Source organism: Rhizobium sp. FKL33, from assembly GCF_005222915.1.
Taxonomy (GTDB): domain Bacteria; phylum Pseudomonadota; class Alphaproteobacteria; order Rhizobiales; family Rhizobiaceae; genus Rhizobium_E.
In genome coordinates, this window is record NZ_STFX01000008.1 from 25,021 (window position 1) to 38,430 (window position 13,410).

A 13,410-nucleotide genomic window follows, 5' to 3' on the forward strand; every position below is an offset into this window, starting at 1 on the left:
GATCATCCTTTGAGCGCGTTGCGGATTTCCTCGTGATCGGAAAAGGGCAGCACGACATCGCCGATCTTCTGCCCCTCCTCATGCCCCTTGCCGGCGACGATCAGCGTGTCGCCCGCCGCAAGCAACGAAACGGCGTGGCGGATCGCTTCATGCCGGTCGCCGATCTCGATCGCGCCTGGGGCGGCGGCCGTGATCTCAGAACGGATCGTGGCCGGGTCTTCGCTGCGCGGATTGTCGTCGGTGACGATCACCACATCCGAAAGCCGTGTGGCCACCTCGCCCATGATCGGGCGCTTGCCCTTGTCGCGATCGCCGCCGCAGCCGACCACGGTGACGATCCGGCCGGTGGTGAAGGGGCGCACCGAGGTCAGCACATTGGTCAGCGCGTCGGGCTTGTGGGCGTAATCGACATAGCAGAGCGCGCCTTCAGAGGTCTTGCCGACCAGCTCCAGCCGTCCCGGCGCGCCCTTGAGGTGATCGAGCGCGTCGAAAGCTTTTTCCTGGTCCGCGCCGGTCGACAGCGCCAGCCCGAGCGACACCAGCGCATTGGCGATCTGGAAATCGCCGGCCAGCGGCAGATGGATTTCATAGATGGCGTCGCCGAAATGGATCTCCGCCACCTGCTTGTCGCGATAATGCTCGACCCGCTTCAGCACGAGATAATCCCCGAAGCGGCCGACCTTGCGCACATCGAGCCCGGCCTTGCGCGCCGCCGACGCCGCCTTGTCCGACCATTCGTCATCGGCGAAGATCACCGCCGGCGCGCCCTTGGGCATCAGCGTGTCGAACAGCCGCATCTTGCAGGCGAAATACTCTTCCATCGTCGGATGGTAATCGAGATGGTCGCGACCGAGATTGGTGAAGGCGGCGGCGGAGAGCTTGACGCCGTCGAGACGGCGCTGGTCGAGGCCATGGCTGGAGGCCTCCATCGCGGCATGCGTCACGCCTTCGGCTTTCAGTTCCGCCAGCAGTTTCTGCAGCGTCACCGGATCGGGCGTGGTGAGAGAGCCCTCGTCGATGCGGCCGGGCGCGATCACGCCGGTGGTGCCGATCTGCGCGGCCGCCAAGCCGGCATGCGCCCAGATCTGCCGTGTGAAAGAGGCGACCGAGGTCTTGCCGGCGGTGCCGGTGACGGCGACCATGGTCTCCGGCTGGCCGGGATGCAGCGCTGCGGCGGCCAGCGCCAGCGCGCGGCGCGGATCGTCCGCCGCGATCACCGGCAGGCTGGACGAGGCCGAAGCCCCGGTTTGAACGAGAATGGCGGCGGCGCCCTTCGCTTCGGCGTCGCCGATGAACTTGCCGCCGTCGGTCTTGACTCCTGAAAGCGCCACGAACAGGTCGCCCGGCTTCACCTGTCGGCTGTCGGAGGTCACGCCGGTGATGTCGATTTGATCAGCCGCGCCGTCGATGCGCGCGCCTGCCTCTTGAAGCACATCGCCGAGTTTCATGTCGCCCCCTCAGTCTTGTCTCTCGAAACGAATCCGTGGGATCGTTTATGCCGCTCAATAAGACACAAGCAAGGCATTTCCATCAGGGCCGAACTTCGCCTTCACCCCGAGAAGCGCCCCCGCCCGGCGGATGATGTTGCCCGCGATCACGCCGGCATTGCAGCCCGCGGTGACGCCGCAGCCCTTATAGGCTTTCTTCGGCTCGTCGACGATCGACAGCACCACATATTTCGGATTTTCGACCGGGAAAGCGGAGAGGAACGCGTTGAAGCGCACATTGCCCGCATAGCGGCCGTTGACGACTTTCTCCGCGGTGCCGGTCTTGCCGCCGACATTAAAGCCGGCGATGTTGGCGCGGCTGCCCGAACCGTCGAGCACATTGGCGCGGAACAGGTAGCGCATGTTTTCCACCGTGCGCTCGTTGACCACGGCCTTGGCGATTTCGTTGGCCTGTTCCTGGTTTCGGATCAGGAAGGTCGGCGGCAGGAGCTTGCCGCCATTCATCAGCGCGGCGCCGGCCACCGCCGTCTGCAGCGGCGTGGTCGACACGCCATGGCCGAAGGCCACGGTCATCGAGGTGATCTTCTTCCAGGTCTTGGGCTGGGACGGCGCCGCCACTTCCGGCAGTTCCGTCTCCATGCGGGTGAGCAGGCCGAGCCGGGTGAGAAATTCTCGGTGCCCCTCTACGCCCACGGCGTCAGCCATGCGCGCCGAACCGATATTGGAGGAGTGGATGAACACATCGCGGACCGAGAGAATGCGGCGCGTGGCGTGGAAGTCGTGAATGGTGAAGCCGCCGATATAGAGCGGCTTGCGCGCGTCGAACGTGTCGTTCATCGACACTTTGCCGGAGTCGAGCGCCATGGCCGTGGTGAAGGCCTTGAAGGTCGAGCCCATTTCGAAGACGCCGCCAGACATGCGGTTCATGCCGCTCTTGGTCTTGAGGTCGATAGTCTCGCCGGGATTGTTGGGGTCGAAATCGGGCGCGGACGCCATGCCCAGCACTTCGCCGGTGTTGACGTCGAGCACCACGGCGCCGGCGGCGATCGCATCGAAATCCGTCAGGCCGCGCTTGATCTCGTCATGGATGATGTTCTGCACCCTGAGATCGATGGACAAGCGGACAGGCTCGAGCTCGGATGTGCTGGTCATGCCGATGGCGGCGAGATCGGCGAGACCCTGATTGTCGAGATATTTCTCCATGCCCGCCACGCCGCGGTTGTCGATATTGACGTAACCGACGACATGAGCTGCGGCGTCGCCGGCCGGGTAGAACCGGCGCTTGGCCGGACGGAAACCGACGCCGGGAATGCCGAGCGACAGGATTTCGCTCTGCTGCTTGGGCGTCAGCTGCCGCTGCAGCCACTGGAAGCGCGAATTGGAGGTGAGCTTCTTGTAGATCGCCTTGCGATCGAGATTGGGCAGCACGGTGGAAAGGAGCTCCACCGCCTCGTCGGGGTCGACGATCTTGTGCGGCTCGGCGAACAGCGACACGGTGCGCACGTCGGTCGCGAGAATTTCGCCGTTGCGGTCGAGAATGTCGGGGCGCGAGGCGACCTGATTTTCCGCCGGCCGGATCGACGACACCGTTTCCGGCGGGGTCATGCCGTAATAGACCAGCCGGCCGCCGATCACGGCGTAAACCAGCGTGAAGGCGCCGATCATGATGGCGATGCGGCTTCGGGCCTGCTGGCCCGATGTCTTGCGCACGCCCTGGAAGGTCAGGCCTTTTTCGGACTCGTGACCACGCGGCCCGGCGCTGAAATGCGCCTTGCTCTTCAATACCATGATGCGGGAAAGGAAGGACATTAGCGCGCCACCGATCCTGTCTTGATGTCATCCGTCTTGGGTTTCTTGCCCGCTGCCGTCTTGTCGTCGGCCTTCTTCTTGCCGTCCTTGGCGTCGGCCTCTTCGACCGGCGGCAGATCGGCCTTCAGCATCGGCAATTCCGCCGGCTGCACCATCTGCGTCGTGTCGGTCGGCTGCAGCTTGAGCTCTTCCTGATAGAGCGCGATCAGCCGTTCGAGCCGGGCGGGCTGGGTCAGGAGCGCCCAGTCGGCGCGCAACAGGTCGATCGTGTCCTTCTCCAGCCGGATATTGGCTTCGAGCTTGCGCACTTCGCCGAGCTTCTCTTCGGCGCGATGCTTGATCGTATAGGTGATGGTCGCCACCGCCGTCATGATCACGATCAGCAGAATGTCCAGCGTGCGCAGCATGTCAGCCTCTCAGTCGTTCGATGTCGGCGAGTTGCGGCAGGTCGAAGATCGAGGCGTCGGCCTTGCCGGCCTTCGCCTCAGTGCGGACGCCGCAGCGCAGCTTGGCGGAACGGGCGCGCGGATTGACTTCCGCCTCGGCCTCTGTCGCCTGCACCGCCTGTTTCGGCTCGGGCTTGAAGATGACGGGCGCGGCGGCGATTTCCGGCAGATGCCGCGATCCGGACGCCTTGCCGGCGCGATCGCCGAAGAAGCGCTTGACGATGCGATCCTCCAGCGAATGGAAGGTGACGACGACGAGCCGGCCGCCGGGCTTGAGCGCGCGTTCGGCGGCGAACAGCGCCGATGCCAGTTCGCCGAGCTCGTTGTTGACGAAGACGCGCAGCGCCTGGAAGACGCGGGTGGCCGGATGGATCTTGTCGGTCATCTTGCGCGGGGTGACGATCTCGATGAGGCCCGCCAGATCGCGCGTGGTCTCGAACGGCTTTTCCAGCCGCTTCTTGTCGATGGCGTGGGCGATGCGGCCCGCCTGACGTTCTTCGCCGAGGAAGGAGAAGATGCGGATGAGGTCGTTGACCTTGGCGCGGTTGACGACATCGGCGGCGCTGACGCCCGCGCCCGACATGCGCATGTCGAGCGGTCCGTTCTTCTGGAAGGAGAAGCCGCGATCGGCCTCGTCGATCTGCATCGAGGAGACGCCGATATCGAGCACCACGCCGTCGAGCCCGCCTTCGGGAGCGAAGTCGTCGAGCTTGCCGAAATTGGTGTGATGCAGGCTGAAGCGGTCGGGAAACTCGGTGAGAAGCCCCTGCCCCCCGGCGATCGCCGTGGGGTCGCGATCGAGCGCGATCACCGTCGCGCCCGTCGCCAGAATGGCCCGGCTGTAACCGCCGGCCCCGAATGTGCCGTCGAGAATGATGCGGTCTTGCTCCGCCCCGAGATGCGCGAGCACCTCGGACAACATGACCGGGATATGACGCATCGGTCCGCCAATGGCATCGTCCGCTCCGTTGCCATGATCCGTCATCGTCCTGTCACCCCGCACCATCAGGAGCCGCGGCTTTCGCCCCGCAACTCCAGTCTCGCCGCATTCTGCGCGGCCAGAAACTGATCCGGCCGCCACAGCTGAAAGAAATCCGCCCGACCGACGAAGGTCGCCTCGTTTTCGATCCCCGTATAGGTCCGGATGAAATCCGTGACCATCAGGCGACCCTCCGTATCGAGCTTCATGTGAACGCCGCCGCCATGAATGAGCAGCGACATCCGGTTTGCTTCCGGCGCAAACGGGTCCATGTCCTGCAGCCGCCTTTCCAGGCGCGCGAGCAGGTCGGGTCCCCCGACATTGATCGCCGGATAGTGGAAATCCTGAAAGCCGTAGAGCTCCTCGATCCCCTGCGCGGCAAGCACGGCGCGAAAAGAGGATGGCACGGAGACCCGCCCCTTGGCGTCGACCTTGTTCGTCGCATTGGAAAGGAACCGGCTCATGACGCAATACTTCCGCTTCCAGGAAACGAGCCTCGCTGGGCGAAACCGTCATCCACTTGATTTTGAACGCGAAAGAGAGGTCCTGTCTCGCCTTTGCGCCCAGGCCGGAAGGATGATCCCACCGGTCTGCACCAGTCTTGAAGCGGGCTGTCTGTCGCCCTTTTTCAGTGCGCTTTTGGGATAGCATGGGACCATATGGGCGTCAATGGGAAGGGTCGCCCGCGAACGGGAGGCCGGTCTCCCATTCATAAGCTGTTAAGTTTAACGAAAGGTTGAGAAATGCCGCCGCGAAAGGTCCGCGAGGGACCTCACGCTACGTGAGAAATTATTTTTGAAGAGAGAAAAAATCGCCAGTCGGCCTATAAGCCGGGTTCTGTAAGGCTCCGGATCGCTCCGGAACGTGGCAGCCATTCATCTGGGACGCCGCTTGCGCGACGCCTCTCGCAACCCACCCGGACGACTGACCCGGAAACAGGCCTGCCGCATGAAGCGGACGCGTCGTCCCTATTCGGTCTTGCTCCCGGCGGGGCTTGCCATGCCGTCTCCGTTGCCGGATCCGCGGTGGGCTCTTACCCCACCTTTTCACCCTGACCCGGCATGCCGGGCGGTCTGTTTTCTGTGGCGCTATCCCTGGGGTCGCCCCCGCCGGACGTTATCCGGCGCCGTGTTTCCGTGGAGCCCGGACTTTCCTCACCCCGCGGCCTTTCGACCACATGCGGAGCGCGGCTGCCCGGCCGACTGGCGAGGCGGTCCATAAAGCAAGGATGCGGTTATGGGAAGGTTTTATTTCGAGAGCGTTCATGTCGACCAACCTCGATGGTGGAGACCGGAAGCAATCAGGCCTCTTGGCGACGGCGCGGTTCGGAAACGAGATTTCGACCGCGATTTCCAAGACTGTCAGCTACAGTGCCAGGCGCCCGGACCAGAGCCGACTGGAAACTCCTGCAGACTTTCATCGATAGACCGGGAAAGAATGCCGGGCCGACACCCAAAAACTGAGAGAAGAGGCGCAGACAAACAGACAGAAACAGGCTTCAATGCAACCTGAAATCCACGCCGCCTGAATCCGCTTCAAAGCATGGCGCCGTCAGGTGAATACCGCCTTTGTACGGGCGGAACATATGCTTGAAGAGGTATCGATGCGTACAGAAATTGAGCAAAAGCGATTTGAATTGGTTTTGGATATCTCCGAACGGAGGGGGGTTGAAGGCGTTAAAATATTACAATTCGTCATAGAGGAGTGTTTGAGATTTTATCAAAAAAATACGGGATCGATTTTTACGAAGAAATATTGCAATTGATTGAACTCAAGGGAGCGATGGAGAGCAAGATTCGACACCTCCCAAGACCCGTAAAAAGCTTATACTATCAATTACACGCAAATAAATTTCAAATAACAGAAACTTACGACTTCGATGAAGAAATGCAGGAAAGTATTACATTTCAAATAGGCGAAATATTTTTATGTGACGGCGTTTCGGCATCAGACGTTTTACATATCTTTGAAACTGGTCTAAAGAGAAGCAACACAGAGAAATTACCAGAATTTTACAAGATTAACGAATACGCCATCAAAGAAAAAATTTACGTTGCCAACGACACAACAGATCTCTGATAGATCTGGTTAAGCGTGATCTACACTCGCCACGCTGGGCGCGCCGCTCCGCCTTCAGCTCATTGAAGAATTGGATCGGATCAACTTCTTGCGGCTCGCCGCTGGCTTTGCCCTCCGCAAATTCGCGTTTGAGAAATTCCAGTTCGAGCGCCCGCGCCTTCTTATGTTCGTCGAGCAGGCGGAGGCTATCGCGCATGACATCACTGGCGCTCTCATAACGCCCGCTTTCGACGAGTTCGCGCACGAAGCCTTCGAAGTGATCTCCGATATTGTAAGCCGATATTATAGCTGCACCTCTCGATCAGCAGACTCTACCAGTTTTTGCTACAAGAGCCAAACGGAACCGCCCGGCGACATCCTCACACAAACCTCGGCCTGAAATCCGCAGTCGGATAGGCCGGATCGACGATCTCGCCATGCACGAGGAGTTCCGCCCCCAACCGGCCGATTTCGTCCGAGCTTTTCGCCGCGGCGCCGCAGCCGCCGGCCATGACGAAGATCGACGGCGCAGAGGTCGGGCCGATGGCTGGATATTTGGTCGGGACGCCCTGATCATGCGGATAGGAGGTCACGCAGGTCACCGGCCGGGCCTCCTTGATGTCGAGCGAGGGAACGAGGCGCTTCATCATGCCGACGAGATGATCGAAATTGCGGGGGCTGCCGCCGCTCTTGAACCAGTCGCGCACGGCGTCGGTGTTTTCGAGCAGGATATCGGTCATATCGCCGCCGATCTTCAGATAATGCTTGCCGTCCGGATAGAGGATCGGCGGCAGCATATAGACGCCCAACTCCTCCGGCTCGTCTTCGAAGATCAGCGACGGCATGGAGGCGAGCCGCGCGGCTTCAGCCTCGGAGACTTCGAACAGGCTGATCGTGCGGCCATAGACCTGCATGTCGAGAACGTCGGGCAAAAGTCCCGGCTGATTGGTGAAACCGCCGGCGGCGACCAGCACGCGAGCCGCGCTGACCGTCTCGCCGTCCTCGAGCGTGATCTCGGCGTAACCATGCTTCTGGGCGATCGACAACGCATGCTTGCGGATCACGCTCGCTCCGGCCTTCTCCGCCGCGATCGTCTGCGCCGCCACCAGCCTGCGCGGGCTGACATAGCCGGCATTCACCGGCTCGAACACGGCGTCGGAGCCGTCGGGAAAGCTGAAATAGGAAAATGTCGCCTTAAGCCCCTCGTCGTCCAGAAGGACGGGCTCGACGCCCACCCGCGCGGCGGCGGCGCGGATATTGGCCATATAGGTCTGGCTGCGGCCTGTCTTGAGGCCGGAGATCAGGCAGCCCTTTTCGCCGTAGAAGGTCACGCCGCTTTTCGCCTCGATCTCCCGGTAGCGCGCAATCGAGCGGTTGGCGAGCCGCGCCCAGACTTCGTTGGGATCGATGGTGCGGGTGATGCGGCCTTCGTCGTAATGGCTGGCGAACACGCCCTGATGGCTCGCCCAATCGTGAGGCTCATCCGGGCCGATCAGCACGACGCCCGGAACCTGTTCGGCGAGATGGCGGGCGGCGGCGGAGCCGGTCAGGCCGCGTCCGACCACGGCGTATTGGAACTGGGGCACGGGAAATCTCCGGACTCGAAAATGGCGAATGGCGTTCAAGTTTTATTGCAGAACAAGGCGCAGGAAAACAGCGGCGAGCAGAATGAAAATGCCGAGCGCCATCTTCGTCCGATCCGGTTTGCCGAAAGCAGCCGCCGCCTCCGCCAAGCGTTCATAGGGGGCAGCATTCGCCTTGAGCGGCGCGAGATGTTCGCTGAGCGCCGCGAGCCGGAGCTTGCGCCAGTTGAAGGCGGTGGAGAGCGCAACGACGATATAAATGGTGACTAAGAGGCCGTAAAAACCGTTGACCATCGGCAAGCCCTCGCGGGTTGACGGCGAACGCAGAATGGCGTTGGCAATGGCCAAGATTGCCGCGAACCACGCCAGTTTCCCAAGCCGGTAATAGAAGGCGAAGGGCGCCGGAAACAACAATCCGACCACGGAGAACGCCCAGGGGTAGCTGCGCTCGCGAATCGCGCGCTCGAAATAGGCGATCATCTTCGGCTCGCGCGCAAAAGCGAGCGCCACGAGGCCAGGATCGAGATCGTCGACGCCGTCCAGCGTTTGCGGCTGGGCGGGCGCATCGGCCGCACCGCGCCGCTCGGCGGCGTCCGACAGCGCGTCGATCAGCGAATCGGCGTCCTCGGGACGCATATGGCGGAGGATGCGGCGATCGTTGGACAGGAGGTCGAAGCGCCGGTCGAGTTCCCGCAGCACCCCGGGCTGGTCATGCGGCTTGAGATCGCCCGATTGGATCTGGTCGAGGAGGTCGCGCAGCGCCACGCCGAGCGCCTCGTCGAACTGGCTGAGCGGAAGGTTTTCGAGCGCGTCGAAGACGTTGCCCCAGAGATCCAGCGGTCGCCGCCAGGGTTGGGTCTTGCGGGTCTCCTCCAGCAATTCCCAGAGTTCGAGCTCCTCCTCGTCATCGTCATGCGCCTCCGCCGGCGACTCGCCTGCTGTCGCCTCGGTATCAGGCGCGGGATAGGACAGTTCGACGACGACCCGTTTGGCGTCGGACGGATCAGATGGCGTGAGAGCGGGCGCATCTTTCGCCTCGACCGTCACCGCCTCCGCCAGATCACGACCGGACAGATCCGCCGCCGGGCCATCCGCCTCGACTGAAGGGACAACTGGAGCGACCGCCGCATCTTCCGGCGAGGCGTTTTCGGCAGCGCCCTCGCCTTCCTCGTCGCTCGTTACCCAATGGCTTTCCTCCAGCGCCGCGTCGCGGGCTTCCACCAGCGCCTGGAAGCCGGCAGGATCCTCATCCGGACGCGTCACCTTGAGCCTGCGCGCATAGGCCTTGCGGATCTCCTTCTGGTCGGAGGTCGGATCGATATCGAGAATGGTCCAGGGATAGCGACGGGTCATGGCTGGGGTCCATAAACGGCGGCGCGGATGCCCGCGGCGAGCACAAACAGGAATATTGCACCCAGCCAAGCATTGTGCGGAGACGCGACGCCAAGCTCGGCCAGGCGCCGCAAGGCATAAGCCGGCGATCTTCTACGCCTTTTCAACACATCCACCCATAGCCGAAGTTGGAAAACACGCAATTGATCCGCCTTGATACCCACACACAGGCATTGGACCACATACAGCAAGATGAGCCCGCTCTGTAATGCACCGCCAAGAGGGATCATCTCCTTTGGAGTAAGGCCCAGATAGAGAACCGGTGGAAGCCCAATCAGGGCCGCAAGCCAGTAAATCCGGTGATAAAGAGCGAAGAAATACGGAAAAAACAGTCCAAAAAGATCTACGTTGAGTGGGAAGCGGCCCGTGGTCTTCGCAATATCGCAGATCCGCAGCATGCGCTTGCTCGAGGCGAAAGTCGTCAGGATGAAAATGTCATCGACATAGAGCGGCGGCCTTTCTCGGGAAGCGGAACCGCCCGGTCCTTGTCCAATCGCAAACGCAAGGAGAGAGGCGAAATGCAGCGCTGCATCGGAACCAAAATAGTTAAGCAGGATCCGCTCGTCGCCGAAAATCTTGAAGCGACGATCAAGCTCGATCAGGACCTGTTCGAAAGGCCCGAGTATGTCGCGAGGCTCTTGGAGCGTAACGTCCTGGAACGCGCGAGGCTGACGATGCGCCAGCCCCTCTGCAATATGACGAATGACCGGACCCAAAAACTGACCCAACTCTTGTAGGGGCGCGTTCTCTACAACGTCAAAAGCGTCACAATAAGCCGCCACGACATCGCCATTCTTCTCAAAGGCAACATCTACCTGCTCTAGCGCCTTAAACAATTGCCGGATAGCAGTGGCGTCGGTCTCTTCTGTTAGTCGCGTGCCAGGTTCAGTCTGAAGCAACTGGATAACTGGGCGGAATTTTGTGTTGGCTTCGTTCTTGTATAACGTCGCCGACAGGATTGCGCCGACATGCGGAGCGGTGACCGCCAGCCGCAACGCCTCGTTCCGCGCGGTCAGAAGTCTCTGAAACGCTTCTGGATTCTCATCCGGCCGCGCCGATTTCAAGGCTATGGCGTAGGCCTTGCGGATGGCTGAAGCGTCGGCCGTCCGTTCGATCCCGAGCGCCGACCATGGATAGTCAGAGGTCTCCATCCCCGTCTCAATCGCGGTTGAAGACGAATTTGTCGAACTGGTTCAGGAAGGCGCGAAACTCCTCGCGCACCGCCTCGATGTCGCGCAGCCGCTGGTCTTCGATTTCGGCGGTGAACTGCATCAGCCCATCGGCGATGATCTGGCGATCCTGCTCGAGCGCTTCGGCATAGATGCGTTCGGCCCGCGCGATGAGTTCGCGATTTTCCTGCTGGTCGCGGGGCGCGAGCTTGATCTTCGAAAGCTGCTCGAAGCGTTTGGCCAATTCCTTCTCGTCGAGACCGGAATCGTTGGAGAACACCGTCTTGAACACGTCCTTGGTCGATTGCACCGTCGCCTCGACCTCGAGCGCACCATTGATGTCATAAGTGAAGCGCACATCGACGCTTTCATGGCCGGCGGGTTTGCGCGGGATCTTCACATTCAGCGTGCCGATATGGACATTGTGCTCGGGACGGATGTTTTCGCCCTGATAGATCCTGAGCGCAATTTCCGTCTGGTTGTCGGAGATGGTGGTGAAAGGCTCTACGCGGCTGATCGGCACGGTGGCGTTGCGCTCGATCAGCGGCGAAACCACCTCTTCCCGCCTGCCGTCAGGCCGCGTGCGCATCGAGGCGACGCCGAGCGTGAAGGGGCAGACATCGGTCAACAACACATCGTCGACCGCCGCGTTCCGGCTTTTCAGCGCCGACTGGATCACCGCGCCCATCGCCACGACCTCGTCGGGATTGATGGTGACGAAGGGCAGCTTGCCGAACAGGCGTGCGATCATCTGGCGGATCGCCGGCATGCGGGTCGCGCCGCCCACCAGCACGATGGCGTCGAGCTCATCGGGCGAAATCGACGAATCGCGCAGCGCTCGTTCGAGCGGATGCCGGAGCCGCCGCATGAGGTCGGAGGCCTCCGCCTCGAATTCCTCGCGCGTGACGACGCCTTCGAGCACGGTCTTTTCGAGCGTGATGCGATAATCGAGGTTCGGTTTGGCGGAGAGATCGATCTTCAGCGTGTCGGCGGCGCGCAGGATTCGCGCCTGGTCGATCTTGCCGAGGCCGGCGCGGTCAATATTGCCCTTGCGCAGGAGGAGACCCGCCAGCGCTTCGGAGAAATCGTCGCCGCCGAGGAAATTGTCGCCGGCGGAGGCGCGGATTTCGAACACGCCGTCATATTTGTGCATGATCGACACGTCGAATGTGCCGCCGCCCAGATCAAACACCAGGAACTGGCCGTCGTCGCGGGTCTCGAGCCCATAGGCCAGCACCGCCGCCGTCGGCTCGTTGATCAGCCGCTCGACCTTGAGGCCGGCAAGCTTCGCCGCATTGATGGTCGCCTTGCGCTGGCCGTCATTGAAATAGGCCGGGCAGGAAATCACCGCTTCGGTGATCTCCTCGTCATATTTGGATTTGTAGTCGTCGATCAGCGAGCGCAGGATGAAGGAAGACAGTTCCTCGGCGCGGAAACTTCTCTTGCCGAGCGACACGACCCGGTCGGTGCCCATCCAGCGCTTGAACGACATCACCGCGGCGTCGGGATTGGTCAGCGCCATTTCCCGGGCGGCTGCTCCCACCACGATCTCGCCATTCTGGTCGACATAGACGGCCGAGGGCGTGAGAAAACCGCCATTGGCGTTTTCGATCAATCTGGCTTTGCCGTCTTCGAACACGCCGATCAGGGAATTGGTGGTTCCGAGGTCGATTCCGACGATAGCCATTTTGAACCCGCGCACTGTTTTACACAGAGTGTTTCTTAGTCAGTGTGAACTCTTCGGACAACAGAAAGTTGCTCAGTCCTGCGGCAGCGCCCGAAGCAGCCGATGCAAGGTGTCGATGGTGGAGGCGTCGGCGACGCCGTCGACGCGCTCGGGGCGGAAATGCCGCTGGAACGCCTCGACCACGCCTGCGGTCCGGTCGCAGAATTCACCGCTGACGGGCGCGTTGTAACCATAGAGCGCCAGCATCGCCTGCAACGCCTCGACCGGCGGCCCCGCATCGCCCCGCTGGAAGAAGCGTCCGCCCGAAATCACCGCCGGCTCGACATGATGGCCCACCCCGGCTTCGGCCAACGCCTGCCAGGGAAATTTCTCGCCGGGATCGACCTTGCGCACCGGCGCCACATCGGAATGGCCGAGCACGCGCTCGGAGACGATGCCGTGACGGGCGACGATGTCGCGGCAGAGCGCGATCACCGATGCGATCTGCGCAGGCTGGAAGTCAGGCAGTCCGCCGGGATGGCCGGCATTGGCGATCTCGATGCCGATGGAGCGGGAGTTGATGTCCGTTTCCCCCTTCCAGAAGCTCGCGCCGGCATGCCACGCCCGCTTGTCCTCCGCCACCAGCTGGCTGACGCGGCCGTCCTCCCAGACGAAATAATGGCTCGACACTTCGCTTTCGGGCCGGCGCAGCCAGTCGAAGGCCGCATCCGCCGACGGCATGCCGGTGTAGTGCAGGATGATCATGTCGGGACGCTCGACACCCTTGCGATCGCCGAAATTGGGGGATGCGGCGACATCGGCGCGCGCGAAATCGGGGGAAAAATGGCTCATCAACAGTC

General features: G+C 61.8%; 11 protein-coding genes and 1 other RNA gene. All 12 read right to left on the minus strand.

Annotation, left to right across the window (positions count from 1 at the left end):
- Nucleotides 1–2: 2 nt before the first annotated feature.
- Nucleotides 3–1,448 (minus strand): UDP-N-acetylmuramoyl-L-alanyl-D-glutamate--2,6-diaminopimelate ligase, encoded by a 1,446-nt coding sequence (locus E8Q41_RS05690; protein WP_137154556.1) that lies wholly within the window; start codon nucleotides 1,446–1,448, stop codon nucleotides 3–5.
- 54 nt (nucleotides 1,449–1,502) lie between these two features.
- Nucleotides 1,503–3,257 carry a penicillin-binding protein 2 gene (locus E8Q41_RS05695; RefSeq protein WP_137154557.1) on the minus strand — a complete coding sequence of 585 codons (1,755 nt, stop codon included), beginning with the start codon at nucleotides 3,255–3,257 and terminating at the stop codon, nucleotides 1,503–1,505.
- Entirely contained in the window at nucleotides 3,257–3,664 is a 408-nt protein-coding gene (locus tag E8Q41_RS05700; RefSeq protein WP_137154558.1) for a hypothetical protein, read from the minus strand. Before E8Q41_RS05700 ends, E8Q41_RS05695 begins: the two co-directional genes overlap by 1 nt.
- A 1-nt stretch (nucleotide 3,665) precedes the next feature.
- Nucleotides 3,666–4,688 (minus strand): 16S rRNA (cytosine(1402)-N(4))-methyltransferase RsmH, encoded by a 1,023-nt coding sequence (gene rsmH, locus E8Q41_RS05705; protein ID WP_246660091.1) that lies wholly within the window; start codon nucleotides 4,686–4,688, stop codon nucleotides 3,666–3,668.
- Nucleotides 4,689–4,708: 20 nt separating this feature from the next.
- Nucleotides 4,709–5,146 (minus strand): division/cell wall cluster transcriptional repressor MraZ, encoded by a 438-nt coding sequence (gene mraZ, locus E8Q41_RS25825; RefSeq protein ID WP_246660092.1) that lies wholly within the window; start codon nucleotides 5,144–5,146, stop codon nucleotides 4,709–4,711.
- 346 nt (nucleotides 5,147–5,492) lie between these two features.
- Nucleotides 5,493–5,888: RNase P RNA component class A (rnpB, locus tag E8Q41_RS05710), an RNA gene on the minus strand.
- 829 nt (nucleotides 5,889–6,717) lie between these two features.
- Nucleotides 6,718–7,047: a type II toxin-antitoxin system ParD family antitoxin gene (locus E8Q41_RS05715; RefSeq protein ID WP_137154560.1), complete on the minus strand. Its 330-nt coding sequence runs from the start codon at nucleotides 7,045–7,047 to the stop codon at nucleotides 6,718–6,720.
- A 73-nt stretch (nucleotides 7,048–7,120) separates the two neighbouring features.
- Nucleotides 7,121–8,326, minus strand: a complete 1,206-nt coding sequence (locus E8Q41_RS05720) for an FAD-binding oxidoreductase (RefSeq protein ID WP_137154561.1) — start codon at nucleotides 8,324–8,326, stop codon at nucleotides 7,121–7,123.
- 42 nt (nucleotides 8,327–8,368) lie between these two features.
- Nucleotides 8,369–9,676, minus strand: a complete 1,308-nt coding sequence (locus tag E8Q41_RS05725; protein WP_137154562.1) for a J domain-containing protein — start codon at nucleotides 9,674–9,676, stop codon at nucleotides 8,369–8,371.
- Complete coding sequence (locus E8Q41_RS05730; RefSeq protein ID WP_137154563.1) at nucleotides 9,673–10,866, minus strand: J domain-containing protein; 1,194 nt, start codon at nucleotides 10,864–10,866, stop codon at nucleotides 9,673–9,675. Before E8Q41_RS05730 ends, E8Q41_RS05725 begins: the two co-directional genes overlap by 4 nt.
- A gap of 7 nt (nucleotides 10,867–10,873) precedes the next feature.
- A complete protein-coding gene (locus E8Q41_RS05735) occupies nucleotides 10,874–12,571 on the minus strand; it encodes an Hsp70 family protein (protein ID WP_137154564.1) in 1,698 nt (565 codons plus the stop codon).
- A 72-nt stretch (nucleotides 12,572–12,643) separates the two neighbouring features.
- Complete coding sequence (locus E8Q41_RS05740; protein WP_137154565.1) at nucleotides 12,644–13,402, minus strand: N-acetylmuramoyl-L-alanine amidase; 759 nt, start codon at nucleotides 13,400–13,402, stop codon at nucleotides 12,644–12,646.
- Nucleotides 13,403–13,410: the final 8 nt, after the last annotated feature.

What these genes read in the sequence shown, in the direction of transcription:
- rsmH (WP_246660091.1), bottom strand. Translation starts at nt 4,688, where the DNA reads ATGACGGATCATGGCAACGGAGCGGACGATGCCATTGGCGGACCGATG.
- E8Q41_RS05725 (WP_137154562.1), bottom strand. Translation starts at nt 9,676, where the DNA reads ATGACCCGTCGCTATCCCTGGACCATTCTCGATATCGATCCGACCTCC.
- E8Q41_RS05690 (WP_137154556.1), bottom strand. Translation starts at nt 1,448, where the DNA reads ATGAAACTCGGCGATGTGCTTCAAGAGGCAGGCGCGCGCATCGACGGC.
- E8Q41_RS05695 (WP_137154557.1), bottom strand. Translation starts at nt 3,257, where the DNA reads ATGTCCTTCCTTTCCCGCATCATGGTATTGAAGAGCAAGGCGCATTTC.
- E8Q41_RS05735 (WP_137154564.1), bottom strand. Translation starts at nt 12,571, where the DNA reads ATGGCTATCGTCGGAATCGACCTCGGAACCACCAATTCCCTGATCGGC.
- E8Q41_RS05740 (WP_137154565.1), bottom strand. Translation starts at nt 13,402, where the DNA reads ATGAGCCATTTTTCCCCCGATTTCGCGCGCGCCGATGTCGCCGCATCC.
- mraZ (WP_246660092.1), bottom strand. Translation starts at nt 5,146, where the DNA reads ATGAGCCGGTTCCTTTCCAATGCGACGAACAAGGTCGACGCCAAGGGG.
- E8Q41_RS05700 (WP_137154558.1), bottom strand. Translation starts at nt 3,664, where the DNA reads ATGCTGCGCACGCTGGACATTCTGCTGATCGTGATCATGACGGCGGTG.
- E8Q41_RS05730 (WP_137154563.1), bottom strand. Translation starts at nt 10,866, where the DNA reads ATGGAGACCTCTGACTATCCATGGTCGGCGCTCGGGATCGAACGGACG.